Annotated in this window: 25 protein-coding genes; 14 read left to right on the forward strand and 11 right to left on the reverse strand. The window is 63.8% G+C overall.

All coding sequences use genetic code 11. The features are described from left to right. Positions 1-98 precede the first annotated feature (98 nt). The 4 genes from QQJ84_RS11785 to QQJ84_RS11800 are packed head-to-tail and all read left to right on the forward strand — an operon-like array spanning position 99 to position 3394. Complete coding sequence (locus tag QQJ84_RS11785) at positions 99-557, forward strand: methylated-DNA--[protein]-cysteine S-methyltransferase (RefSeq protein ID WP_284258603.1); 459 nt, start codon at positions 99-101, stop codon at positions 555-557. Next, on the forward strand, positions 554-1525 hold the full coding sequence (locus QQJ84_RS11790) for a quinone oxidoreductase family protein (RefSeq protein ID WP_284258400.1): 972 nt from the start codon (positions 554-556) through the stop codon (positions 1523-1525). The genes QQJ84_RS11785 and QQJ84_RS11790 overlap by 4 nt, the downstream gene beginning before the upstream one ends. Before the next feature lie 8 nt (positions 1526-1533). Next, a complete protein-coding gene (locus QQJ84_RS11795) occupies positions 1534-2124 on the forward strand; it encodes a phosphatase PAP2 family protein (RefSeq protein WP_284258401.1) in 591 nt (196 codons plus the stop codon). A gap of 7 nt (positions 2125-2131) precedes the next feature. Then, on the forward strand, positions 2132-3394 hold the full coding sequence (locus tag QQJ84_RS11800) for an MFS transporter (protein ID WP_284258402.1): 1263 nt from the start codon (positions 2132-2134) through the stop codon (positions 3392-3394). Here the strand turns inward: QQJ84_RS11800 and QQJ84_RS11805 are convergent. Then, positions 3367-4092, reverse strand: coding sequence for an SDR family oxidoreductase (locus tag QQJ84_RS11805; RefSeq protein ID WP_284258403.1), 726 nt, complete (start codon positions 4090-4092; stop codon positions 3367-3369). The two genes, QQJ84_RS11800 and QQJ84_RS11805, sit on opposite strands and share 28 nt — an antisense overlap. A 77-nt stretch (positions 4093-4169) precedes the next feature. Between QQJ84_RS11805 and QQJ84_RS11810 the strand changes: the two genes are divergently transcribed. Genes QQJ84_RS11810 through pgmG form a run of 5 tightly spaced genes read left to right on the forward strand, consistent with a single transcriptional unit; the run spans position 4170 to position 10736 of the window. Next, complete coding sequence (locus tag QQJ84_RS11810) at positions 4170-5003, forward strand: alpha/beta fold hydrolase (RefSeq protein WP_284258404.1); 834 nt, start codon at positions 4170-4172, stop codon at positions 5001-5003. Further along, the gene (locus QQJ84_RS11815; RefSeq protein WP_284258405.1) at positions 5000-7432 is read left to right on the forward strand and encodes a spermidine synthase family protein; all 2433 of its coding nucleotides are present in this window, start codon (positions 5000-5002) and stop codon (positions 7430-7432) included. Before QQJ84_RS11810 ends, QQJ84_RS11815 begins: the two co-directional genes overlap by 4 nt. Then, positions 7419-8399, forward strand: a complete 981-nt coding sequence (locus tag QQJ84_RS11820) for a protein-L-isoaspartate O-methyltransferase family protein (protein ID WP_284258406.1) — start codon at positions 7419-7421, stop codon at positions 8397-8399. The genes QQJ84_RS11815 and QQJ84_RS11820 overlap by 14 nt, the downstream gene beginning before the upstream one ends. A gap of 50 nt (positions 8400-8449) precedes the next feature. Continuing rightward, on the forward strand, positions 8450-9325 hold the full coding sequence (galU, locus tag QQJ84_RS11825; RefSeq protein ID WP_284258407.1) for a UTP--glucose-1-phosphate uridylyltransferase GalU: 876 nt from the start codon (positions 8450-8452) through the stop codon (positions 9323-9325). 7 nt (positions 9326-9332) lie between these two features. After that, positions 9333-10736, forward strand: a complete 1404-nt coding sequence (pgmG, locus tag QQJ84_RS11830; RefSeq protein WP_284258408.1) for a phosphoglucomutase/phosphomannomutase PgmG — start codon at positions 9333-9335, stop codon at positions 10734-10736. 202 nt (positions 10737-10938) lie between these two features. Here the strand turns inward: pgmG and QQJ84_RS11835 are convergent, their stop codons facing one another. From QQJ84_RS11835 to QQJ84_RS11845, 3 genes are read right to left on the reverse strand one after another with little or no spacing between them, the layout of a single operon-like run. Continuing rightward, the gene (locus QQJ84_RS11835; protein ID WP_284258409.1) at positions 10939-12264 is read right to left on the reverse strand and encodes an ATP-binding protein; all 1326 of its coding nucleotides are present in this window, start codon (positions 12262-12264) and stop codon (positions 10939-10941) included. Continuing rightward, on the reverse strand, positions 12261-12956 hold the full coding sequence (locus QQJ84_RS11840) for a response regulator transcription factor (protein WP_284258410.1): 696 nt from the start codon (positions 12954-12956) through the stop codon (positions 12261-12263). The genes QQJ84_RS11835 and QQJ84_RS11840 overlap by 4 nt, the downstream gene beginning before the upstream one ends. 10 nt (positions 12957-12966) lie before the next feature. Continuing rightward, positions 12967-13533 (reverse strand): MarR family winged helix-turn-helix transcriptional regulator, encoded by a 567-nt coding sequence (locus tag QQJ84_RS11845; protein WP_284258411.1) that lies wholly within the window; start codon positions 13531-13533, stop codon positions 12967-12969. Positions 13534-13745: 212 nt separating this feature from the next. On the opposite strand from QQJ84_RS11845, the gene QQJ84_RS11850 reads away from it, so the two are divergent. Next, on the forward strand, positions 13746-14645 hold the full coding sequence (locus QQJ84_RS11850; protein WP_284258412.1) for a branched-chain amino acid aminotransferase: 900 nt from the start codon (positions 13746-13748) through the stop codon (positions 14643-14645). A 239-nt stretch (positions 14646-14884) separates the two neighbouring features. On the opposite strand, the gene QQJ84_RS11855 is transcribed toward QQJ84_RS11850, so the two are convergent. Then, a complete protein-coding gene (locus QQJ84_RS11855) occupies positions 14885-15742 on the reverse strand; it encodes a pyruvate, water dikinase regulatory protein (RefSeq protein WP_284258413.1) in 858 nt (285 codons plus the stop codon). Between the two features lie 354 nt (positions 15743-16096). On the opposite strand from QQJ84_RS11855, the gene hemE reads away from it, so the two are divergent. From hemE to hemJ, 4 genes are read left to right on the forward strand one after another with little or no spacing between them, the layout of a single operon-like run. Beyond that, a complete protein-coding gene (hemE, locus tag QQJ84_RS11860; protein ID WP_284258414.1) occupies positions 16097-17119 on the forward strand; it encodes a uroporphyrinogen decarboxylase in 1023 nt (340 codons plus the stop codon). Then, positions 17116-18159: a ferrochelatase gene (hemH, locus tag QQJ84_RS11865; RefSeq protein WP_284258415.1), complete on the forward strand. Its 1044-nt coding sequence runs from the start codon at positions 17116-17118 to the stop codon at positions 18157-18159. The genes hemE and hemH overlap by 4 nt, the downstream gene beginning before the upstream one ends. Next, positions 18149-18808 carry an HAD family hydrolase gene (locus QQJ84_RS11870; protein ID WP_284258416.1) on the forward strand — a complete coding sequence of 220 codons (660 nt, stop codon included), beginning with the start codon at positions 18149-18151 and terminating at the stop codon, positions 18806-18808. Before hemH ends, QQJ84_RS11870 begins: the two co-directional genes overlap by 11 nt. Then, on the forward strand, positions 18805-19248 hold the full coding sequence (hemJ, locus tag QQJ84_RS11875) for a protoporphyrinogen oxidase HemJ (RefSeq protein WP_284258417.1): 444 nt from the start codon (positions 18805-18807) through the stop codon (positions 19246-19248). The genes QQJ84_RS11870 and hemJ overlap by 4 nt, the downstream gene beginning before the upstream one ends. On the opposite strand, the gene QQJ84_RS11880 is transcribed toward hemJ, so the two are convergent. From QQJ84_RS11880 to accD, 6 genes are read right to left on the reverse strand one after another with little or no spacing between them, the layout of a single operon-like run. Next, positions 19245-20024: an SDR family oxidoreductase gene (locus tag QQJ84_RS11880; RefSeq protein WP_284258418.1), complete on the reverse strand. Its 780-nt coding sequence runs from the start codon at positions 20022-20024 to the stop codon at positions 19245-19247. The genes hemJ and QQJ84_RS11880 overlap by 4 nt on opposite strands. Further along, the gene (locus tag QQJ84_RS11885) at positions 20015-21061 is read right to left on the reverse strand and encodes an acyltransferase family protein (protein WP_284258419.1); all 1047 of its coding nucleotides are present in this window, start codon (positions 21059-21061) and stop codon (positions 20015-20017) included. Before QQJ84_RS11885 ends, QQJ84_RS11880 begins: the two co-directional genes overlap by 10 nt. Before the next feature lie 46 nt (positions 21062-21107). Continuing rightward, on the reverse strand, positions 21108-22025 hold the full coding sequence (ftsY, locus tag QQJ84_RS11890; RefSeq protein WP_284258420.1) for a signal recognition particle-docking protein FtsY: 918 nt from the start codon (positions 22023-22025) through the stop codon (positions 21108-21110). Then, positions 22025-22846 carry a diaminopimelate epimerase gene (gene dapF, locus QQJ84_RS11895; RefSeq protein ID WP_284258421.1) on the reverse strand — a complete coding sequence of 274 codons (822 nt, stop codon included), beginning with the start codon at positions 22844-22846 and terminating at the stop codon, positions 22025-22027. Before dapF ends, ftsY begins: the two co-directional genes overlap by 1 nt. Before the next feature lie 45 nt (positions 22847-22891). Then, complete coding sequence (locus tag QQJ84_RS11900) at positions 22892-24166, reverse strand: bifunctional folylpolyglutamate synthase/dihydrofolate synthase (protein ID WP_284258422.1); 1275 nt, start codon at positions 24164-24166, stop codon at positions 22892-22894. Further along, entirely contained in the window at positions 24163-25029 is an 867-nt protein-coding gene (accD, locus tag QQJ84_RS11905) for an acetyl-CoA carboxylase, carboxyltransferase subunit beta (protein ID WP_284258423.1), read from the reverse strand. Before accD ends, QQJ84_RS11900 begins: the two co-directional genes overlap by 4 nt. Positions 25030-25048: the final 19 nt, after the last annotated feature.

A 25048-nucleotide genomic window follows, 5' to 3' on the forward strand; every position in this document is an offset into this window, starting at 1 on the left:
GACGATGGGGGGTGACGAGAGAGGGGTGACGCGAGGGTGTGGCTGTGGGGCGCGCAAGATGCTTGATCCGGGCGGGGGCAAAGATTAGCGTGCAAACCATGCCCAGTCTCTCCATGCACTCGCCGGTCGGCGATCTCACCCTGTTCGCGGAGGACGAAAAAATCGTCGCCCTGGAATGGGGGTGGGGAAGCGTGCAGGAGCCTTCCCCGGTGCTGGTGCGCGCCAAGGCGGCGCTGGAGGCGTATTTTGATGGTGAGGGCCTGCCCGATAATCTGCCGCTGAACCCGGCGGGCAGCGCGTATCGCCAGAAGGTGTGGGCGGCGCTGCGGCGGATTCCGGCGGGGGAGACGCGCAGCTACGGCGATATCGCCGCCGCGGCCGGGGGCTCGGCGCGCTCCGCCGGGGGGGCGAACGCGGCCAACCCGATCCCGATATTGATCCCCTGCCACCGCGTGGTTGGCACATCTGGCCTGGGGGGCTACTCCGGCGGCGAAGGGCTGGTCACCAAGCGCGCATTGCTGGAACTGGAAAAACTGGCCGGAGCCAAAAGCCGATGAGCAAAGCGATTAGAATTCATGCCGTCGGCGGCCCGGAGGTGATGAAGTGGGAGCAGGTGCCCACGCCGCAGCCGGGGCCGGCCGAGGCGTTGATCCGCCATGAGGCGGTGGGGCTGAACTATATCGACGTGTATTTCCGCACCGGTCTTTATAAGACGCAGCTGCCGGCGACCCTGGGAATGGAGGGCGCGGGCGTTGTGCTCGCGGTGGGCGAGGAGGTGCAGGATTTGCGCCCAGGCGAGCGCGTGGCCTATGCCGGCGGGCCGCTCGGCGCGTATGCCACCGAGCGCGTGATCGGCGCCGACCGGCTGGTGAAGCTGCCCGAAAGTATCGACTGCAAAACCGCCGCCGCGATGATGCTCGCGGGGATGACCGCGCAATATCTGCTGCACCGCACTTTTAAGGTGCAGGCGGGGCAGAATATTCTGGTGCATGCCGCGGCCGGTGGGGTCGGGCTGATCATCTGCCAATGGGCCAGCCATATCGGCGCGAATGTCATCGGGGTGGTCTCGACCCCCGAGAAGGCCGCGCTGGCCGCCGCGAACGGGGCGAAGCACACGATTGTCGGCTATAGCGGGCTGGCGGCCGAGGTGAAACGGATTACCGGCGGGGCGATGGTGGCCGCGGTGTATGACAGCGTGGGCCGCGATACCTTCAACGCCAGCCTGGACTGCCTGGCGCCGCTGGGCATGATGGTGAGTTACGGCAATGCCTCCGGCCCCGTGCCGCCGTTCGATATTGGCCTGCTCGCGGCCAAGGGCAGCCTGTTCCTCACCCGGCCGAACTTCGCCACCTATACCGCGACCGCCGCCGACCTGCGCGCCGCCAGCGCCAGCCTGTTCAACGCCGTGACCTCGGGGATCGTGAAGATACAGGTGAACCAGACCTTCCCGCTGGAACATGCCGCCGCCGCGCATGAGGCGCTGGAAGCCCGCAAAACCACCGGCAGCACGGTGTTGTTGCCCTGAAAACAGACGTGCTGGGCCGGGAGGGGCTGTTTGCCCTGTTCCTGGCCGCCGCCACTGTGCTTGCCGTGGTTTTTCTGGACCGCCCGGTGGCGTTGTATTGCGCGGGGTTGGCGCGGTGGCGGTGGGTGTTTCAGGGGTTGGCGATGCCTTCGCTGCTGGCCTTGCCGGGGGCTGGGGTGGTTTTGCTGGTTGCGGCGTTGCGCCGGTGGGGCGGGCTGGGGCCGGTGGGGCGGGTTTGGTTGTTGATGAGTCTGGCGGCTGTGGTGGCTTGCGCGGCGAAGGATGAGTTGAAGTGGGTTTTTGGCCGGTCCTGGCCCTGGGCGTGGCTGAAGGCGGGGGTTTACGGGTTCCGGCCGTTTACGGATGCGATTTATTATGGCGGGTTTCCCTCCGGGCATACGGCTTATGTTTCAGCGCCTTTATGTGTGTTGTGGGTGTTGGCGCCGCGCGGGCGGGTGGTTTGGGCCGGGGTGATATTGCTGGTGATGATCGGGCTGGTGGGGGCCAATTATCATTATGTGGGCGATGTGCTGGCGGGGTTGCTGGTGGGCATGCTCTCCGCCTGGGGCACGCTGGTGCTGATGCGGCGCGATGCTTAGGGAGCTGATGCGCGCGCGGCGGTTCGCGCCGTTGTTCTGGACGCAGGCGCTGGGCGCGATGAACGACAATATGTTCAAGAACGCGCTGGTGGTGCTGGCGCTGTTCCGCCTGACGCATCTGGGGCCGGTGGTGGTGGCGCTCTCGGGCGGGGTGTTTTTGTTGCCCTATGCGGTGTTTTCGGCCACCGCCGGGCAGATCGCCGATGCCAATGAGAAATCCCGGGTGATCCGCTGGGTGAAATTTTGGGAGCTGGGGCTGATGGCGCTGGCGAGCTGGGGGTTTTTGAGCGGGAATTTTGGGGTGCTGCTGGCGGTGCTGTTCGGGCTCGGGGTGCAGGCGGCGTTTTTCTCGCCGCTGAAATACGGGATTTTGCCGGATCATCTGGCCGGCGAGGAGCTGGTGGCGGGCAACGGGCTGGTGGAGGCGGGGACGTTTACGGGGATATTGCTCGGCACCGTGCTGGGGGGCGTGCTCTTGTTGCTGCCCGATGGCGCGCTGGCGGCCTCGGGCGCGTGCCTGGGCGTGGCGGCGCTGGGGATTTTGGCGGCGTACCGGATTCCGCTGGCGCCGAGCGCGCAGCCGCAACTGCGGCCGGGGTGGAATTTTGCCGCCGAGACCTGGGCGCTGGTGCGCCTGGCGCGGGAGAATGCGCCGGTGTGGTTCGCGATTTATGGGATAAGCTGGTTCTGGGCGGTGGGGGCGACGCTGCTGGCGGCGTTTCCCACGCTGGCGCGCCAGGTTCTGCATGCCGATGGGCATGTGGTGACGCTGATGCTGGGCGTGTTCGCGGTGGGGGTGGGGATCGGCTCGCTCGCGGTGGCGCGGTTCGTGGAGGATGCGTCGCTGGTGGATTATGTGGCGGCGGCGGGGGTGGGGGTTTCAGTCTTCACGGCTGACTTTGCACTCACGGCGCTGCGGGCGGGGGAGCTGGGCACGGTGGCGGCGGTGCTGGGCGGTTTTGCGGGGTGGCATATGCTGGTGGATTTGCTGCTGCTGGCGGTGTGCGGGGGGGCGTTCTCGGTGCCGCTGTATGTGCTGTTGCAGGAGCGCTCGGCGGCTTCGCACCGGGCGCGGATGGTGGGGGCGAATAACGTGATGAACGCGCTGGCGAGCGTGCTGGCGGCGGGGATTACGGCGCTGCTCTACGCCAGGGGGGTTGGCGCGCCGGCTGTGTTGCTGGGGGTGGCGGCGGGGAATGCGCTGGTGGCGTGGTGGATTTTCAGGGTCGTGCGTAGCGGGGTTCACCAGGGCAGTTCGGCGCCGTTATAGGCCAGGAATTTGCCTGAATCGGCGGGGGTGAGGCGGGAGATGACACTGAGCATTCCGGCCGCGGCCTCCTCGGGCGGGCGCACGTTCAGCCCGGTTTTGGCGAAGGGAGCGGAAAGCGGCGTGCTGACCGTGCCGGGGTGCATGGCGAGGCAGATCGCATCAGGGCGCTTGTGGCGCAGCTCGATGGCGGCGGTGTGGATGATCTGGTTAAGGGCGGCCTTGGCGGCGCGGTAGCTGTACCAGCCGCCGGACTGGTTATCACCGATGCTGCCGACCTTGGCCGAGAGGCTGACAAACACAGCACGCTCGCCGCGCGGCAGCAGGGGCAGGAAATGTTTGAGCAGCAGCGCCGGGCCGATGGCGTTGATGGCGAAGGAGCGCGCCATGTGTTCCGGGCTGAGGGCGGCGAAGGTTTTCTCCGGCATGAAGCCGCCGCCATGCAGAAAGCCGGTGGCATCGATGATGAGGGTGGGCGGGCGGCCGAGGCTGGCGGCGGCGGCGGCGGCGATGGAGGCTTCGTCCTCAAGGTTCAGCGGCGGGGTGCTGGTGCGCGAGAAACCAATCGCCGTGGGGCCGAGCGCCTGGAGAAAAGCCGCGCCGAGACCGCCGGAGGCGCCGATGACGATCTGGCTCATGCAGTCGCGGGTATAAGCGGCGGATGGGGCATATGGGTCCTTGGCCTGGGGGGTGGAGCCCATGCTATTTCATTTCCAGGGTGGCGCAAGGCCGCTGAATTGATTTGACAGGTCACACGCCGCGGGGGGCAGATTGGGGCATGCGGTTTTTGCTCCTGCTCGTGGTTTTTTGCGGCCTCGCCGGGCCGGGGCGGGCACGGGATTATTATTTCAACGCCTCGGACGGCACGCGGCTGCATTATAGCGAGGTGGGGCCGAAGGGGGCGCCGGTTATCGTGTTTGTGCCGGGGTGGACCATGCCGGGGTGGATTTTCGCGCCGCAGGCCAGGTATTTCAGCAAACAATATCAGGTGGTGACGTTTGACCCGCGCGGGCAGGGGCGCTCGCAGGTGAGCGATGGCGGGTATGATCCGGTGCGGCGCGGGGAGGATATCGGCGAGTTGCTGGACCGGCTGCCGGGGCGGGTGGTGGTGGCGGGCTGGTCGCTCGGGGTGCTGGATACGCTGGCCTATATCCACCAGGACGGCGATGCGAAGCTGGCCGGGCTGGTGCTGATCGATAATTCAGTGGGCGAGAACCCGCCGCCGGTATGGGGGCCGTATCATCCGGGGCCGGTGCTGAGCCGTGATGCGAAGATGTATCAGTTTGTGTGCGGGATGTTCGAGACCAGGCAGTCCCCCGCGTATCTGGACCGGCTGACGCAGACCTGTTTGCGGCTGCCGGAGGCCGATGCGCAGGCGCTGCTGCGCTATCCGGTGCCGCGTGAGCAATGGAAGGCGGATTTGCTCTCGAGCGATGTGCCGGTGTTGTATGTGGTGCGCCCGCATCTGGAGGCGCAGGCAGAGAATTTGCAGCGCGACCGGCCGCACACACATATTGCGGTGTTCCCCAAAGCAGGCCATGCGCTTTTTGTGGATGAGGCGCCCCGCTTCAACGCGTTGATGGGTCATTTTTTGAAAAATTCTGTCTGGTGATAAAGTATCTGCCGCTGTTCCTCGTCTCCGCCGCCGCAGTGGGGATGGAGACCGCGCTGACGCGCTATTTTGCCGTCGCGAGCTGGTCTGATTACGGGTATTGGGTGATTTCCATCGTGATGGTGGGGTTCGCCTTCTCCGGCGTGTTTCTGGCGCTGGCGCGTGAATTTTTGGTGAAGCGCGCGGCGGGGCTGTTCGCGATTTTGCCCGCGGTTTTGGTGGCAAGCGGGGCGTTGGGATATTTCGCGGCGATCATCAATCCGTTCAACCCGTTGCAGTTGCAGAACCCGGCGACCTATTTGCCGCAGCTTGCGAATATCGGGCTGTATTATGTGGCGCTGCTGCCGTTTTTCTTCGGCGCGGGGCTGTTTATCTCATTGAGCTTCGTCACCAACGCGCAGTCCATCGGCCGGGTATACGCGGCGGATCTGACCGGGGCGGGGGTGGGCGCGGTGCTGGTGCTGGGGCTGATGTTTCTGGTGCCGCCCTTTGAGCTGGTGCCGGTGCTGCTGCCCGCCCTGGCGCTGGCGGCGTGGTTCGTCGGGAAATACCGGGTGCGCGCGGGGGTGGCGGCGCTGGTGGTGCTGGCGGGGGCGGAGCTGTTGCTGGCGTTGGGGCCGCAGGCGGCGGTGAGCCCGTATAAGCCGGTGTATCCGCCGCTGCATACGCCGGGGGCGAAGGTGCTGGCGCAGGTGGAGCGGCCGCAGGGGGAATATCTGCTGCTCGATGATTTCACCGAGCGGGTGAATGACGATATTTCCAACGATGCGGCGATGCTGGGCTATGCCGATCCGCCGCGCAGCTATGGGCTGTACCGCGATGGCATTCGCATCGCCAGCCTGCCCAGGCCAGGGGGGGTGGCGAGCGGCTATGCGCCCGGCGCGCTGGATGCGCTGCCCTATGCGCTGGTGGCCAGGCCGGATGTGCTGCTGGTGGGGGCCTCGGGCGGGTTTCGCATCGCGGAGGTGCTGGCGCTGGGGGCGGCGCATGTGACCGCGCTGGAGCCGGAGCCGGTGTTGTATCGGGCGCTGAAGCATGGCCTTGGCGGCTCGCCGGCCTATCCGGCGGATGCGCAAGTGAGCATTGAGGACATGCCGCCGCGCGCGGCGGTGGCGGGTGCGGCGGAGGCGGGCGCACGGAAATTTGATGTGATCGATATTTCCGCCGATTTCATGGATGCGGCGCCAGCGAATGTTTATGCGGTGTCGGCCGAGGGGTTCGCGGCTGATCTGGGGGCGCTGAGGCCGGGCGGCGTGCTCTCGGTGCCGGTGTCGATCGAGGATTTCCCCGCTTATGCGCTACGGATGCTGGCGAGCGTGAAGGCGGCGCTGGCGCTGCGCGGGGTTGCTGACCCGCAGGCGCATGTGGTGGTTTACCGCTCGGCGTGGAACGCGCGGATATTGGTGAGCAATACGCCGTTCAACGCCGGTGAGATCAGCGCTTTATTAAAATGGTGTAATGACCGCTCGTTCGATGTCTCGTATTACCAGGGCATCGACGTGACCGCCGCGCGGGATAATTTGTATAATGACCTGCCTGCGGTGTCGTTCAATGACGATACGGTGACATCTTTCGGCGCCGATGATTCGATCGCCGACGAGGCGGGTGACGTGTTGGCGGGGCAGCCGAGCGTATCGGCGCGGGCGTTTGACCTGCGGCCGGTGACTGATGACCGCCCGGCGTTTTACGCGATTTTACGGCTGGGCAAACTCTCGCTGCTGCTGGCGCGGGTGCAGATATTGCCGCAGGCGGAGATCGGCGCGCTGGTGAACCTGGCGGTGCTGGCGCAGGCGGGGGTGATCGCGCTGCTGGTGCTGCTGGTGCCGCTGGCGGCGCCACGGCAGGCGGGCGGGGCGAGGGTCGCGCTGGCGCGGTCTGTTATTTATTTTCCTGCATTGGCGCTGGGGTTTTTGTTTCTGGAGATTTTCGGCATCGAGCGGGCGAGCGCGTTTTTGGATGACCGGGCGGCGGGGTTCTCGCTGGTGTTGAGCGCGATGCTGATATTCTCCGGGCTGGGGAGTTTCATCTCCGGCAGGTTCAGCGCGCGCCCCGCTCGCGCGGTGTTGGGCACGGCGCTGGTGGTGCTGGTTTGGGCGGGGGCGGCGATGATGCTCAGCCCCGGCGCGCTGGCGGGGAGCGATCTGGCGTTTGGGCTGAAGGCGGTGCTGGTGGTGGGGGCGATGGCGCCGGTGAGTTTGGCCATGGGGCTGCCGTTTCCGCTCGGGCTGGAACAGGAGGAGCAGAAATTTTATCTGGCCTGGGCCTGGGGGCTGAACGGCGCGTTTTCGGTTGTGGCGACGCCGCTCGCCAACCTGATGTTGCGCAATATCGGCTTGCATGCGGTTTTAGGCGGCGCGATTGTGATGTATGGGATCGCCGCATTGAGTTTCCCCGCGTGCGAGAGAGAGAGAAAGTTTGGTTCAGTTTAACGAAAAGATCAGCCGCCGTGGTTTAATCGCGGGTGCGGCCTCGCTGGCCGCGATGCCCGCGCTGGCCAGCAATGCCGCCCCGGCCGCCACAACCCAGGCGCCCCCGCCCGCCGCGGCGGCAGCGCCCGGAGCGCCCGTTGCCACCACGCTGAGCGTGCCGATGACGCCCAACGGCAAGCCCTGGGACAGGGCGGCGTTCGAGGCGGCGATGGCGGCTTCCGGGCGGAAGGTGAGCGTCACCGATGAGCAGTTCAGCGCCATCCAGGCGCGCAAACCGGCGGCGATGGCGGCGATCGAGGCTTATTTGAAGCTGCGGCTGGGCAGCGCCGACCCGCTGGTGCTGGCGGCCTTCCAGGCGCTGCCGCGCGAGTATTATCATTATAACTACGAGGAACACCGCTCCACCTGCGGCGATGCCTATGACCAGCCGGCCAAGCCATGGGCGCTGGGGTATGGCTCGGCGCTCTCGGATTATCTGGGGCAGGCGTATATGACGCAGGTGATCGCGCCCAAGCCTGGCGAGATTTCGCTGGAGATCGGCACCGGCTCGGGCTTCCAGAGCTCGCTGCTCTCGCGGATTGTGGATCATGCGTATTCCATCGAGATCATCGAGCCGCTCGGCAATGCGGTGAAGCAAATTTTTGGGCCCCTGGGCTATGACAATGTAACCACCAAGGTCGGCGATGGTTATTATGGATGGCCCGAGCAGAAGGACGGGTTTGATATCATCATCGTGACCTGCGCCGCCCAATATGCGCCGCCGGCATTGTTCGCGCAGCTCAAGCCGGGCGGGCGGATGATTATTCCGATCGGGCAGCCGTTCAAGCAGGGGCAGGTTTTTTATGTCTACCATAAAGATGCCACGGGGAAGATCCATTCCCGCCGCGATATGGGATGCTTCTTTATCCCGATGACGGGGGCGATGATGAAGGTGCCGGCGGCGCAGGCGAGCGCCACGCCGGCGTAAGCGCGGTTGATTGGAATGAAACAAGGTTTGAAAGTTAAGGGAGAGGTTTCTTGATAAAACCACTGCGTAAGGCCGTATTGCCGGTGGCGGGTCTGGGCACCCGCTTTTTGCCGGCGACCAAGGCGATGCCGAAGGAAATGCTGACGGTCGTGGACATGCCGCTGATCCAGTACGCGGTGGATGAGGCGCGCGCGGCGGGGATTGAGCAGTTTTGCATGGTGACGGGGCGGGGCAAGACCGCGCTGATCGACCATTTCGATATTGCCTTCGAGCTGGAAGCCACGCTGGCGGAGCGCAACAAGGGCGAGGCGTTGCAGCTGTTGCGCTCAGAGGCGATGCCGCCTGGCTCCATCTCCACCGTGCGCCAGCAGGTGCCGCTGGGGCTGGGCCATGCGATCTGGTGCGCGCGCACCTTCATCGGCGATGATCCGTTCGCGATTTTGCTGCCCGATGATTTGGTGTTGAGCAAGACCCCCTGCATGAAGCAGCTGGCCGATGTGTATCATGAGACCGGCGGCAATGTGGTGGCGGTGACGCAGGTGCCGCGCGAGCAGACCAACCGCTATGGTATCCTGAAAATCGGCGAGACCCACGGCAACCGCGTGGAAGTGACCGGGCTGGTGGAAAAACCGGCGCCGGCGGATGCGCCGTCTGACCTCTCGATCATCGGCCGCTATGTGCTGCTGCCGGAGGTTATCACCTATCTCTCGCAGATGGAGCGCGGGGCGGGCAATGAGGTGCAGCTCACCGATGCGATGGCCAAGATGATCGGGCATGCGCCCTTCCATGGGCTGAAGTTCGAGGGCAAGCGTTTTGATTGCGGTGATAAGATCGGCTTCCTGGAGGCGCAGATCGCCTTCGCGCTGGCGCGGCCGGAGATGGCCGACGCGGTGCGTGGGTTCCTGAAAAATTATGTGAACGCGTGAGGCTGCAATGAGTTTTTCCCATAAATTCCACACCAGCTCGCTGCGCGAGTACGATATCCGCGGCATTGTCGGCGAGACGCTGCATGAGGCGGATGCGTTTGCCATCGGGCGGGTGTTCGGCTCCATCGTCGCCGAGGCGGGGGGGCGCAAGATCGCCGTGGGGCGCGATGGGCGGCTCTCGTCGCCGTCGCTGGAGGCGGCCCTGATAAAAGGGCTGATGGCCAGCGGGGCGGAGGTGATCTCCATCGGCCAGGGGCCGACGCCGATGCTCTATTACGCCGCCTTCACCGAGCCAACGGATGGCGCCGTGATGGTGACGGGGAGCCATAACCCGTCCAACTACAACGGGTTCAAGATGATGCTGGGCAAGAAGCCGTTCTTCGGCCAGGATATTTTGAACCTGGGCAAGCGGGCGGCGGCGGGCGAGGTTGTGGCCGCGGCGGAAGGAAGCGTGACGCAAAAGGATGTGTCGGCGGCTTATATCGCGCGGATCATGCAGGATTGGGACGGCGAGAAGAAGCTGAACGTGGTCTGGGATAACGGCAATGGCGCGGCGGGCGATGTGCTGGCCGAGCTGGTGAAAAAACTCCCCGGCAGGCACAAGGTTTTGAACGGCAAGATCGACGGGACCTTCCCGGCGCATCACCCGGACCCGACCGTGCCGAAGAATCTGGAACAGCTGATCGACGCGGTGCGCAAGGAAGGTGCGGATGTGGGCGTGGCCTTTGATGGCGATGCGGACCGGATCGGCCTGGTGGACAATGAGGGGAATATCCTCTTCGGCGACCAGTTTTTGATTTTGATGGCGCGCGATGTTTTGCGCGAGCACCCGGGCGGGACGATCATCGCCGATGTGAAGGCGAGCCAGGTGTTGTTTGACGAGGTGGCGAAAGCCGGCGGCAAGCCGCTGATGTGGAAGACCGGGCACTCGCTCATCAAATCCAAGATGGCCGAGCTCGGCTCGCCGCTGGCGGGGGAAATGTCGGGGCATATTTTTTATAACGACAAATGGTATGGGTTTGATGACGCGCTGTATGCCGCCGTGCGCGTGCTGGGGGTGATCGCGCGGTCGCATGAGAGCGTGGCGCAGTTCCGCGCCAGCCTGCCGCATGTGGTGAACACGCCGGAGCTGCGGTTCGATTGCGCGGAAGACCGGAAATTCGAGGTGGTGAAGGAAGTTGCCGCGCGGCTGAAGGCCAGCGGGGAAACGGTCTCCGACACCGATGGCGTGCGCGTGAACACCGAGGACGGCTGGTGGCTGCTGCGCGCCTCCAATACCCAGGCGGTGCTGGTGGCGCGGGCGGAAAGCACCTCGGAGGCGGGGTTGTCGCGGCTCAAATCGGAGCTGGCGGGCCAGCTCGCGGCCTCCGGCCTGGCGCCTGATTTCTCCGGCGCCAACGCGGGGCATTAGATCAATATTGGTTTAACTTGAATCACCCGATTCAAGCTAAACCAATGAAATTGATCGTAAAACACCTAGTGCGATCGTTTGAGGTTCGCTCAACCGAGCGAGCCGAAAGCGTGAATCGCCCTCAGAAAAATGGCCAGAGCCGAATGACTTTAAGGTTGGTCCGCCAAGCGGGCCAACCTTAAACCGCGCGCCGGGGCGGGGTTTATGCCGGTAGTTCGATGACGACGCGCAGGCCGCCGCCGGGGCGGTCAAAAAGGAAGATGTCGCCGCCGTGCGCGCCGACGATATCGCGGGCGATGGCGAGGCCGAGGCCGGTGCCGCCGGGGGAGGCGGCCTCAAACGGGCGGAACACGGTTTCACGCTGGCTGGTGGGGATGCCTGGTCCGTCATCCTCGATGCTGACCCGCAGGGTGCGGCCGTGTATGGCGGCGCTGAGCCAGACATGCGCGGCGTGGCGGCGGGCGTTGTCGATGAGGTTGGTCAACACCCGGCGCATGGCTTCGGGGCGCAGCGTCGCGGTCAGCCCTTCCGGCGCGCCGATCTCTATCGTGGCGCCAGCCCGGCGCGCGGCGGCGGCCACATCCTCCAGCAACATCGCCACATCGGTTGGCACAGCCTGCTCGCTGCCTTCGCCGCGCGCGAAGCTGAGATAGGTGGCGATCAACTGTTCCATTTCCGCGATGTCGCCGGTCATCTCCGCCATCTCGCCGGGTTCAACCTCGGGCAGCATCGCCAGCGAGAGCCGCAGGCGGGTGAGCGGCGTGCGCAGATCGTGCGACACGCCGGCCAGCATGATGGTGCGTTGCGCCAGAAAGCGGCGCAAGCGCTCCTGCATGCGGTTAAAGGCGGTGGCGGCGCGGCGAACCTCGATGGCGCCCTCGGGTTTGATCGGCCCAGGGTCGCGGCCCATGCCAAAGGCTTCGGCCGCCGTGGCGAGGCGCGTGATGCCGCGCACCTGGGTTCGCAAAAACAGCGCGGAGATACCAAACAACAGCCCCGCCGTGCCGATGAGCCAGATGAGGAAGAGGTAGAATGTGCCGATGTAGAGGCGCTTGCGCGGCACATCGATGCTCAGCACACCATCGACCATCTGCACGTTGATCCGGATGAAATCCGGCGCGGTGTTCCACGCGACATTAAAGGGCCGGTGCATTTCCTGCCCCAGCGCGCGGGCGAGGTCGTCATCCACCGGGCCGGGCGCATCGGGCGGGGGCAGATGGCGCAGCACCTGGTTGGGCAGAAAAACGGTGGTGAACTGGAAATATCTGTCGGTTTCCTGGATGATCAGACTGCGCATGTCCGGCGCGCGGTCAATTTCATCGATCATGAAACCGGCCTCTCCGGCCACCCCTCCGGCCAGCCGGCGGGAAAGCTCGTTCAGGTGGTTGCCATAAAATAACAGCAGCGCAACACCCTGCAGCAGCACCAGGGGCACCAGCACGATCAACAGCGAGCGGCCGAGCAGGCTGCGGGGCAGGAATTTGCGCAACACCCGGTCAGCCGAAAACCCGCCTGGCCTTAGTTTCATGATCCCGGCTTCAGGGTATAGCCCTTGCCGCGCACGGTGTGCAGAAAACGCGGCTCGCGCGGGTCTGGCTCTATTTTGCGGCGCAGCCTTGTCACCTGCACGTCGATGGCGCGCTCGTTCACATCGTCCAGCCCCAGAGCCACGGCCAGCGCCTCGCGCGAGAGAATTTCGTGCGGCCGGGCGGCCAGCGCCAGCAACAGGGAAAGCTCGGCCCCGGTCAGCCGCACCCGGCTGTTGGGCCCCACCAGCTCGGCGCGCGAGGCGTCAAACATCTTGTCGCCGAGTTGCAGCGGGCCGGCGGGTTGCGGCGGCGGCTGGGCGCGGCGGAGCATGGCGCGGATGCGCGCCAGCAGCACCCGCGGGTCAAAGGGCTTGCCTAGATAATCATCCGCCCCGGCCTCGAACCCGGCGATGATATCCTCCGGCGCATCGCGCGCGGTGAGCAGCAAAATCGGCATGTCGGGCGCCCGCTCGCCGCGCAGATCGCCGGTCAGCTCCAGCCCGCTTTCGCCGGGCATCATCACATCCAGCACCATCAGGTCAAAATCCATGAAGCGCAGCTTGTCACGCGCCTGCGCCGCGGAGTCCGCCATGGTCACGCGGAAACCCTGCTCGATGAGATAGCGGCTCAGCAGGCCGCGCAGCCTGGGCTCGTCATCAACGACGAGAATATGCGCCCCTTCGCTGCTCATGCCGCCGGCCTTAACGCGGTCCCCGGCTGCGGTGGGCGTCCAGACTGTCAATATAGTCGCGCCCCTGCTTCAGGGTCAGCCCGCGCAGCACCCGGCGGAACCCCTCCACCGCCGGCCCGCCGGCCTCGCGGTAGGCGGAGAGAAAACGGTCCCGCTGGCAATCAAACAACCGCCGCTCCAGCGCCTGGCCTTTTTCGGTCAATGTGAGGAGGCGCTGCCGCCGGTCATGCGCCCCCGCCGTTTGCGCCACATATCCATCGCGGATCAAGGGCCCCAGCACCCGTGTCAGGCTCTGCTTGGTGATGCCGAGAAATGACAGCAGCTCCCCCACAGTCAGCCCCGGCTTGCGGCCGATCCAATGCAGTGTGCGATGATGCGCCCGGCCAAAGCCAAGTTCGGACAATATCGCCATGGGTGCCGAGGTGATGTCGCGCATCGCGAAGAACATCATATCCTGAGCAACCCGCAGCTCTTCCTCGCGTAAAAACAGCAGACCCGCGCCTGGTTGCGCATGCGTTGAACCGGACGGCAGATCGCGCTTTAAGGAATTGAGAGATTGAACTGGTGTGTCTTGCATGGCAGATTCGCAATCTTACTAGGTTTCTTGCGTCTATTATGACAGTATTGCTTACTTATCTACAAGGGGTTTCTGTCATAATATCATGGCGTATAACTGTTTTAAGATGATGCGGAACCGCGTCAACTGAAAAATTGTACGCTACTTTATTGATTTGCCCCTGATGACCCGCCAACCGGCCCGCCACTAGCCTTACCGGAGTTTTTTTGACCATGACGCTTATCCCTTTTGACGATCGCGACGGATTTATCTGGTGGGACGGCAAGCTGATTCCCTGGCGGGATGCGAAAATTCATGTCCTGAGCCACGGGCTGCACTATGCCTCCGCCGTGTTCGAGGGTGAGCGCGCCTATGGCGGCAATATCTTCAAACTCCAGGCGCATACCGAGCGGCTGATCAACTCCGGCAAAATTTTGGGCTTTGATATCCCCTTCACCGCCGACGAGATCAACAAGGCCAGCTACGAGGTCATGGCCGCCAATAACCTTACCGATGCCTATGTCCGCCCTATCGCCTGGCGCGGCACGGAACAACTCGCGGTCTCCGCCCAGCATACCAAAATCCACCTCGCCATCGCCTCCTGGAACTGGCCCAACTTCTTTGGCGCCGACCGCCTCAAAGGCGTCACCCTGCAAATCGCCGAATGGCGCCGCCCGCACCCGCTCACCGCGCCGACCGCCTCCAAAGCCGCCGGATTATACATGATCGGCACCCTCTCCAAACACGCCGCCGAAGCCAATGGCTTCACCGACGCGCTCATGCTCACCTGGAACGGCTACCTCGGTGAATCCACCGGCGCCAACATGTTCCTCGTTATCGACGGTAAACTCCACACCCCCATCCCCGACTGTTTCCTCGACGGCATCACACGCCGCACCGTCATGGCACTGGCCAAAACCCGCGGCATCGAAGTCATCGAACGCCACATCCCCCCCGAAGACCTCGCCCTGGCACAGGAAGTCTTCCTCGCCGGAACCGCCGCCGAAGTCACCCCCGTGCGCCAAATCAACCACCACCACTTCACCCCAGGCAAAATCACCGAAACCCTCCTCCACGACTACGAAGCCCTGGTGCTCATGACCCCCGAAGACGTCGCCAAACGCGCGGCTTGAAGTAGGTTAAGGCCAAGGGGGCTTTGCCCCCCTGGACCCCCCAGCAAAGGCCGGGCCTTTGCAATCCGCTAATTAGGGTTTTCGGTGGCTGGGGTAACGCGCCACGAGGACCTATGAATATATCCAATGGCCGCAGCGGGCGCGTTACCCCAGCCACCGAAAACCCTGACTAATGCCGATCGAAGGGCGCGGCCCTTCGCGGGGATCCAAGGGGTAGAGCCCCTTGGCCTTACCTGCCTTCATTCCACGGGTTTGTCATGTTTCGCGTGCCATGTGTCCATGAGTTTCAGCACTGTGGCGGCGGTTTCCTCGATGGAGCGGCGGGTTACGTCGATGGTTGGCCAGCCTCGTGTATTACAGAGGCGTTTGGCCCAGAGGAGTTCTTTTTCCACGGCTTCGAAGTCGACGTATTCACCGTTGTCTTTTTGGATAAAGCCGGGTTGTGCGCCGGCGCCGATGAGGCGCAGGCGGTGGCGGCGGATATCGATGAGTGATTTTGGGTCGATGGTGAGTCCGATGACAGGGCAGTTTGGGTCTTTGAGCAATTCTGGGGGTTCGATACCGGGGACCAGCGGGATATTGGCGGCTTTGATGCCGCGGTTGGCCAGGTAGAAGCAGGTTGGTGTTTTGGATGAGCGGGAGACGCCGACGAGGACGACATCGGCTTCGGCCATGCCGCGGTGTGCCTGGCCGTCGTCGTGCGAGATGACGTAGTGCATGGCGTCTATGCGGCGGAAGTAGTCGGCGTCCAGCACATATTGCCGGCCGGGTTTATGTTTGGCGGGTGCGCCGAACTGGCCTTGGAGGAGTTCCAGCAGCGGGTCGAGCACGTGCAGCAGGGGCACGCCGAGGCGGGCGCAGGCGGCGTCCAGCTCTTCGCGCAGGGCGTTATCGAGCAGGGAGCACAGCACCAGCCCGGGTTCGGCGTGGATGCCTTCGAGCACGCGGTGCAGCTGTAATCGTGAACGAATCAACGACCAGCGATGGTAATTAACCTGGCTTTCATCAAACTGCGCTACTGCTGCTCTGGCAAGCGCACTTAATGTATCTCCGGTTGCGTCGGATATCAGGTGTATATTGTGTTTATAACTTTCCATGCCGCTGTTGATAGCGTGGATTGTTTTCCCGCGCGCGGGGAATTTTCCGGCGAGCGGGGATAAAGTTACGAAACGGTAAACTGGGGATGCTTCCCAGGGGGTCCCCTACTCACTTGTGGGAAAACTGCTCTGTTACGTTAGAATCAACAGGTTAAAGCTAGTATCTTGCTGTGGATAACCTTGTGGACTTTATCCCTGATTGCCTTAACCCCCGCTATCCACAGGGTACCACTGCCCCCTCCCTAAAGTTAACTTAAAAGAGATAAAAGGGGTGGTTGGCGGCCTGCTTCGCTGTATCCTGATTTTTTGCGCCCACGGGTTTAAGAACGAAGCATCTTGCTCTAAGCGGGGGGTATGAAATTACTTCGTGTGTTGAACGGCGAGGCCATCTCGCCGCCGCCGGTGTGGCTGATGCGCCAGGCGGGGCGGTATCTGCCGGAATACCGCCAGGTGCGCGGCCAGGCGGGAGATTTCATCTCACTGTGCCTGAATCCTGAACTCGCCGCCGAAGTCACCTTGCAGCCTATCCGCCGTTATGGGTTTGATGCCGCGATCCTCTTTTCGGATATTCTTATCCTCCCCATGGCTCTAGGGCAGGGACTTCGCTTCTCCGAAGGCGAGGGACCACTCCTGCCGCCCCTGCATGACATCAGCGCGCTGAACATCGCCCAGGCCCCAGGCATCTATGCGCCGGTGCTGGAGACGGTGCGGCGCGTGCGTGCGGCCCTGCCGCCCGAGACCGCGCTGATCGGCTTTGCCGGCGGCCCCGCGACCGTGGCGTGCTATATGCTCGATGGTAAGGGCGGCGGCGAGTTTCCGCGCACTCGCAGTCTGGCGTATGAAAATCCCGCTTTGGTGAAATCGGTGCTGGATATCCTGGTTGAGTCCACCATCACCTACCTGCAGGGCCAGATCACCGCCGGGGCTGATTGCGTCATGCTGTTTGAGAGCTGGGCCGGTATTTTCCCGGCGCCGCAATTCCGTGAATTTGTCATCGAGCCGAACAGGCGCATCGTGGCGGCGCTCAAATCCGCCAATCCGGGCGTTAAAATCATCGGCTTCCCCCGGCTGTGCGGCCTGCTGCTTGGCGAATATGTGCGTGAAACAGGGGTAGATGCCGTCGGCCTGGACACGGTGACAGACCCCGCCGCCGCTATTGCCGCCTGCCCGCCGGGCACGGTGTTTCAGGGCAATCTGGACCCGTTGCTGCTTAAAGCCGGCGGCGCGGCGATGGAGGCCGAGGTTGCCCGCGTGCTGCGGGCGTTCCGTGGCCGCCCCCATATTTTTAATCTGGGTCATGGAATTACCCCCGATGTGCCACCGGAAAATGTCGCGCGGTTGATGGCGTTGATCCACGGCGCCCCGGTTTCACCATGAAAACAGCCATTGTTCTGTTCAACCTTGGTGGACCTGACGGCCCGGACTCCATTAAAAAATTCCGCGTCAATTTATTTTCCGACAAGGCGATCATCCGCGCGCCGATTTTCATCCGCTTCTGGCTAGCCCGCCTCATCGCGCGATCGTCAGCCAAGGCGGCGGAGAAAAATTATGCGCTGATGGGTGGAAAATCCCCGTTGCTGGCCGCCACGCAGGCGCAGGCGGATGCGCTGCAAACTGCGCTGGGGGAGGATACCAAAACCTTCATCGCCATGCGCTACTGGCACCCTTTCGCGCTTGAGACCGCACGCGCGGTGAAGGCCTATGACCCTGATCGTATTCTCCTGCTGCCGCTCTATCCGCAGTTTTCCACCACCACCACCGGCTCTTCGCTGAACAATTGGCACGAGGCGGCGGCGCAGGCCGGGTTGATAAAACCAACCACCACGCTTTGCTGCTATTTTGATGATCCGGCGTATGCCGATGCCATCGCCGCGCTGGTTGATGACGCCAGCGCGCGGGCCAAAGCCACCTTGCCGCCCGGCGCCCGGCTGCGCCTGTTGTTTTCGGCGCATGGCTTGCCGGAATCCATCATCGCGCGCGGTGATCCGTATCAATCCCAGATCGAAGCTTCTGTTGCCGCCGTCATGTCCCGGCTTAAGGACCGGGAGGTTGAGCATCTGATCTGCTACCAATCGCGCGCGACACCGCAGAAATGGATTTCGCCGAGCACGGTAGAAGCCATCGAACAGGCCGGGGCTGATAAAACCGCCGTGCTGGTCATCCCGATCGCCTTTGTCTCCGACCATATTGAAACCCTGGTCGAGCTTGATATTGAAAATCGCGAACTTGCCGCTCATTGCGGTGTTCCCGGCTATTTCCGCGCGCCTGTGCCCAATAGCGACCCTGCGTTTATCACCGCGCTGGCCGGGCTCGCCCGGCGCGCGCTGGAGCATGGCAACGGGCTTTGCTCCCATCAGGGCGGCCGCGCTTGTGCCGCCACGCATAAAAACTGCCCCTGGACCAAATATGCGGCCTGAATTGATTATTTTTGACTGCGACGGCGTGATTATTGACAGCGAAGGCATCGCCTCCACGATCTGCGCGCGCGACATCTCAGAACGCGGCTGGGAAATGACCGCGCAGCAGGCGCAGGATTATTTTCTTGGCATGTCGATCACCGATATGCAGCCGATGATCGAGACGCGAATTGGCCGGGCTCTTCCCGCCGCCTGGCGTGCTGAGCTTGCGCAAAAACTCGTGGCGGCGCTTGGCACGGATTCAAAACTCATCCCCGGCGCGCGGGAAATGCTGGAGCGCGTGAACACGCTCGGCATTCCCTGGTGCATCGCCTCTAATTCATCGGATGAAGAACTGGCCGTCAAATTCTCCCGCACCGGCATATCGCACCTCACAGATGGCCGCGCCTATTCGGCTGCCAGTGTCATCGCCAAAGGCGGGCGGGCCAAACCGGCACCTGATCTTTTTCTGGCGGCGGCCGCCGGTTCACAGATCCATCCGCAAAACTGCCTGGTGGTGGAGGACAGCGCCCTTGGCATTACCGGGGCGGTTGCCGCGGGCATGCCATGCTACGGCTTTGCGCCGGATGGCAACGCCGCACCCCTGCTCGCCGCCGGGGCGCGCGCCGTTTGGCAAAACCTGAGTGATCTGTTTGGAGTTCTCGCATGACGATCGCGGCGCTCACGCCTTATTTCCATGTCATCCTGGCCTTCCATGTCATCTCCTTCACCGCCTGGATGGCCGGGATGTTCTACCTGCCCCGGCTCTATGTGTATCACTGCCAGCTTGCGCCCGGCTCGGCTGAATCCGCGCGCTTCAAGGTCATGGAACGGCGGTTGCTGCGCCAGATCACCAACCCGGCCATGCTCTCCACCTTCTTCTTCGGCATCCTGCTCATTCTCACCCCTGGCGCGGTGGATTGGCATGCCGCGTGGTGGTGGACCAAACTCACGGCGATTTTTCTGATGAGCGGATTTCATGGAAATCTCTCGAAATGGCGCCGTGATTTTTTAAACGACGCCAATACGAAATCTGAAAAATTCTATCGAATCGCCAATGAAATTCCGACCATCCTGTTTGTCGTCATCGTCTTTTGCGTTGTTGCTTAATCGTTATCGTCGATCACATAGGCGCTGGTCAGCCCGCCATCCACGACATAGGCTGATCCCGTAATGAAACTGGCTTCATCCGAGGCCAGAAACGCCACCAGATTTGCAATCTCCTCGGGTTGCCCCAGCCGGCCCATCGGTAAATGTTGCCGGCGCAGCTTCCAGGCTTCATCATCGGCCAAAAACGCCTTCACCAGCGGCGTCGCGGTTGGCCCGGGGCAGATCGCCACCGCGCGCAGGCCCTTGCGCGCATACATCACGGCGATTTCGCGGGTCATCGCGAGCACGCCGCCCTTTGCGGCGGTATAGGCGATTTGCGGAAACGCCGAGCCGATCAGGGCCACAATCGAGGCGTTGTTGATGACCACGCCGTTGCCGGTCTTCAACAAATGCGGAATCCCCGCCTTGCAGCATAAAAAAACCGAGGTCAGGTTAATCGCGATGGTGCGGTTCCAGACACTCAGGTCGGTTTCCACCGGCCCGTCATCGCCGCTCAGGCAAACCCCGGCGTTGTTGAATATCACATCGATCCCGCCAAACGCGGCGGCGCCCTCGGCGAAGGCGGCGTTGCAGGCCGCTTCATCGGTCAGATCCGCGATGACCGCCATCGCATTGCCGCCCGCGCGCATGATCTGGCGCACACTCTCTCCGGCGGCCTCCGCGTTGATATCGCAGACAATCACCATGGCCCCCTCGGCGGCGCATTTCAGCGCGCTGGCGCGGCCGATGCCCCCACCCGCCCCGGTGATCAAAACCCGTTTGTCCTTCAGACGCATGCCGGCTGCTCCTTTCGTTGAGAGCGCATGAACCGCTTTTCCACGCCATGATGCAACACCGCCGCCGCCATGATCGCCATGAGGATCGCCATTGGCAGAAATAACACCGTGAACAGTGCCGCGTTCCCCTGCGCCAGCGGGGCGATCATCATTGCCAGGCCGCGCTGCACCGGCTCGTTCACCAGATAAAGCGGGTATGAAATCGCGCCCAGATATTGCGGCGCGCGTGTCTCAAATATTGCGCCGGATTTTTGCGCATGCGCCAGCACCACGGCCGCCCAGGCGAGCGGCACCAGCGCCTTACCCGTGCCCCCGGTCAAAAATTCCAGCCCGCAAACCAATGCCAGGCACAGCCCAAAAACCCGCCAGCCGCCGCCGCGCAGCCCCACCGCGCTTGCAATCCCCAACGCGAAATAAGGCGCCGCAGCGGGCAGAAAGGCCCGGCTGAACTGCCACCAGGGCGGCAACGCCAAAGCGTGATACGCCACCCCCAGCGCCAGCAGCCCCAGCGCGAACCACCCCAGCCGCTTTGGCGCCACCAGCCCGATCAACACATAAAACTGCCATTCGGTGGAAAGGCTCCATGCCGGCCCCAGCAACGTGACATAAGCATAGGGCAGCGCGCCTTGCGGTATGATCCCCTGCACCAGCGCGATATGCGCCGCCACATGCCATCCCAGCGCGCGCGGCAACCCGGCCTGCATCATCTGGTGCCCGGCCAGCCCCACCCAGGGCATTGCTTGCAGCGGATTGCCCCCGGAGACCAATAAAATGCTCAAGGCCAGCACGGCAAAATAAACCGGCAATAACCGCCGCCCGCGCGCCACCATGAACGGCGCGAATGCCCCGCCAAACCGTTCCAGCGAATTTGCAATCACCAGCCCGCTGAGCGCGAAAAACAAATCCACCCCGGCCTCGCCGTGCGAAAACAGCGCCAGCACCCAGCCCGGCAGATCAGTGAACGGCAGCGCATGACCCAGCATCACATAAACCGCGAGCACCCCGCGCAGCCCATCCATCTGGGTTAATCGTTGCATGTATGCAACCTAGGCGCGAAACGCGCGCGCCGTCAAAAACCGGGAATTATTCCCCGACCAGCGCGCGGGCAAACTCCTCGGGGTCAAACGCGCGCAGGTCATCAATCTGCTCGCCGGTGCCCACCGCATGAATGGGCAGGCCGAATTTCTCCGCCAGCGCGACCACGATGCCGCCGCGCGCCGAGCCGTCCAGCTTGGTCACGATCAAACCGGTCAGATCCACCATATCCTTGAAAATTCCCACCTGCGTCACCGCGTTCTGCCCCGTGGTGGCGTCGAGCGTGAGCAAAACCGCGTGCGGCGCGCTCTCGTCGAGCTTGCGGATCACCCGGATGATTTTCCGCAGTTCCTCCATAAGCGCTGTTTTGTTGTGCAGCCGCCCGGCGGTGTCGATCAGCAATACATCCGCCCCCGCCTTTTGCGCCCGTGCCAGCGCGTCATGCGCCAGTGAGGCGGCATCGGAGTTCGCGGGCGCGGTGACGACCTCAGCCCCGGCGCGCGCGCCCCAGACCTGCAATTGCTCCACCGCGGCGGCGCGGAAGGTATCGCCCGCCGCCATCATCACCATCAGCCCGGCCTGGCGGTAGCGCGCCGCGAGCTTGCCGATGGTCGTTGTTTTGCCAGCCCCGTTCACCCCGGCCATGAGGATCACGAACGGTTTTTTCGCGGTATCCACCTCCAGCGGTTTTGCCACGGGAGCCAGAATCCGGCCGATTTCGGCGGCCAGCGTCTCGCGCACCTCCTGCGGGCTCACCTCCTTGCCAAACCGGGTACTGCGGAAATTTTTGATGATCCGCGCCGCCACCGTGGGGCCGAGGTCCGCCGCGATCAGCTGTTCCTCCAGCTCCTCCAGCGCCGCATCATCGAGCTTGCGCTTGGTGAACACCTCGGCGATGCCGCCCGTCAGCTTGGCGGCGCTGCGCGAGAGCCCCGCCTTCAGCCGCCCAAAAAACCCTGACGCCATTATAAAATCTCCGGCAGCACGCCCGTAAACGCTGTTTCCGCCGGTCCGCGCATCATCACATGCGCATCGCCGCCGGCCCAGCTTATCAACAACTCGCCGCCATCCATCACCACGCTCACCGGCCCATGCGTCAGCCCGCGCCGTTGCGCGTTCACCACCGCCGCGCATGCGCCCGAGCCGCAGGCCAGCGTCAGCCCCGCGCCGCGCTCCCAAACCTTCAGCCGTATCCGCTGCGGGCTTTCCACCTTGGCAAAGCCGATGTTCGCCCGCTCGGGGAACATTTTATGCTTCTCAAGCTGCGGCCCGATGTTCTCGATGGGCAGCAAAAAATCCTCGACAAAAAATGTCGCATGCGGGTTGCCCATGGAACACGCCGCCGGATCGGAGACCGGGCCCAGCCCCAGATTCAGATGCAGCGTGTCGGCTGGTCCGCTCAGCGGTATCTCGCCCCACTCCAGCCGAGGCGGCCCCATGTCCACCTCAACCAGCCCTGGCCCCAAAATCTCCGCCCCCAGCAGGCCGGAAATGGTGCGGATGCTCACCTGCCGCTCGCCGCTCTCCTCCGCCAGCAACGCCGCCACGCAGCGCGTCGCATTGCCGCAGGCCCCGGATTCCGAGCCATCGGCATTGAGAATGCGCATGAACACATCCGCACCCTCGGCATCCGGCTCTAAAATCACCAGCTGGTCACACCCAACCCCCAAACGGCGGTCAGCGATGTGGCGCACCACGGCGGCGGACAAATTCAACGGTGCCGCGCGGCCATCCAGCACGACAAAATCGTTACCAGCCCCGTGCATCTTTATAAACGGTATCGACATGCCGCTAACCTACCCGCCCCGGGGGCTGGCAAGCAAGGCCGGAGCCTAATCGCGGGCCAGAGCCGCCGCGGCGCCATCCATTTTCAATACTTCCCCCGCCAGATACAGGCTGCCGCAGATCAACACCCGCGTGGGCGCCGTAATCTGCGCCAGCGCCCCGGCCACGTCCGGCCCCACCAGCGCCCGCCCGCCCGAGGCCTCGACGATCGCCTCCACCGGCAACGCCAGATGCTGCCCCGGCTCCGCCACCGCGAAAATCTGTGCCGCGTGAGGGAGCAAAATCCGCATCACCTCGCCCACATCCTTCGCCTGTTTCATGCCCAGCACGAGGGTGACCGGCCCGGCCCAGCTCTGCAACTGCGCCGCCAATGCCTCCGCCCCGCCCGGATTATGCGCGCCATCCAGCCATAGCTCAGACCCTTGGGGCAGCAAGGCCAGCAACGCCCCATGCAGAAGCTGCAACCGCGCCGGCCATTCCACCGCGCGCAACCCGGCCGCCAGCACCTCCGGCGAAAAATCAAACCCCGCCGCGCGCAGCGTCATCATCGCAATGGCCGCATTTTCCGCCTGATGCACGCCCGCCAGCGCCGGGGGCGGCAAATCCATGCCCTGAAACCGCAGCCCGCCCGGCGCCGCCGCAACCTCCCAGTCGCGCCCGCGCAGCAGCAACGGGGCCGCAGCCGCCTGCGCCGCGTCCATAATCGCGGCCAGGGCCTCGGGCGCCTGCCCGCCCACCACCACCGGCACGCCGGGTTTGATGATCCCCGCCTTCTCCGCCGCGATCACGCCCAGCGTGTCGCCCAGAAAATCCTGATGATCCATCGAGATGGAGGTAATCGCGCAGGCTGCCGGGCGCACCACATTGGTCGCATCAAACCTGCCGCCCAGCCCGACCTCGACCACGCATAAATCCGCCGGCACCCGCGCAAACAACAAAAACGCCGCCGCCGTGATCGCCTCGAACACGGTGATCTGGTTGCCCTCGTTCACCGCCTCTATCTCATCGAGCGCGCCCGCCAGCGCCTCATCGCTCACCAGCGCGCCCGCCAGCCGGATGCGCTCGTTGAATTTCACCAGATGCGGCGAGGTATAAACATGCACGCGCAGCCCGGCCGCCTCGGCCATGGCGCGCGCAAACGCGCATACGCTGCCCTTGCCGTTGGTGCCCGCGACATGGATCACCGGCGGCAGCCGCAATTGCGGATCGCCCAGCGCGCCCAGCAGGCGCACCAGCCGGTCCAGCTTCAGGTCTATGAGTTTTGGATAAAGCCGGTGCAGCCTCTCCAAACTGGCGTCAAAACGCCCGCGCGCGGCACTCACGCGGCGGCGGGGCGCTTATTGCCGGTCATCAGCCCGATCAGCCGCGCCAGCGTCGCGGTCAGCTCATCGCGCTTCACCACCATGTCGATAATCCCATGCGCCAGCAGATACTCCGCCCGCTGGAACCCCTCGGGCAGTTTTTCGCGCACCGTCTGCTCAATCACCCGCGCGCCTGCGAAGCCGATCAGCGTATTCGGCTCGGCGATCTGCACATCCCCCAGCATCGCGAAGGAGGCGGTCACGCCCCCCGTGGTCGGGTCGGTCAACACCACGATAAAGGGCAGCCCGGCTTCCTTCACCATCTGCGAGGCGATCACCGATCGCGGCATCTGCATCAGGCTCACGGCCCCTTCCTGCATCCGCGCCCCGCCCGAAGCGGTGTAGACAATCAGCGGCGCCGCCTGCAAAACCGCGAGCCGCGCGGCCGCCACAAGCCCATCGCCCACCGCGCCGCCCATCGAGCCGCCCATGAACTCAAACGACATCGCCGCCACCACGGCCCGGTTGCCGCCCACGGTGCCATGCGCCACCAACAGGGCATCATCCTGTTTGGTGCTCTCGCGCGCATCCTTCAGCCGGTCGGCATAGCGCTTCTGGTCACGGAACTTCAGCGGGTCCACCACGGCCTTCGGCAGGTCGATCCGGGTATAAACCCCGTCATCAAAGGTCCAGGCCAGACGGTCAGCCGCGCTGGCGCGCATGTGGTGCCCGCAATGCGGACAAACCTTCAGCGCCGCCTCCAGCTCACGATGAAAAATCATCTGCTGGCATTTCGGGCATTGCTGCCACAAATTATCCGGCGCCTCCTTGCGGCCCAGGAGGGTACGGATTTTTGGTCGGACAAATTCTGTAAGCCAGCTCATGGAAAAGGATTTACCCTCA

It is taken from the genome of Acidocella aquatica (assembly GCF_030160635.1).
Lineage (GTDB): Bacteria > Pseudomonadota > Alphaproteobacteria > Acetobacterales > Acetobacteraceae > Acidocella > Acidocella aquatica.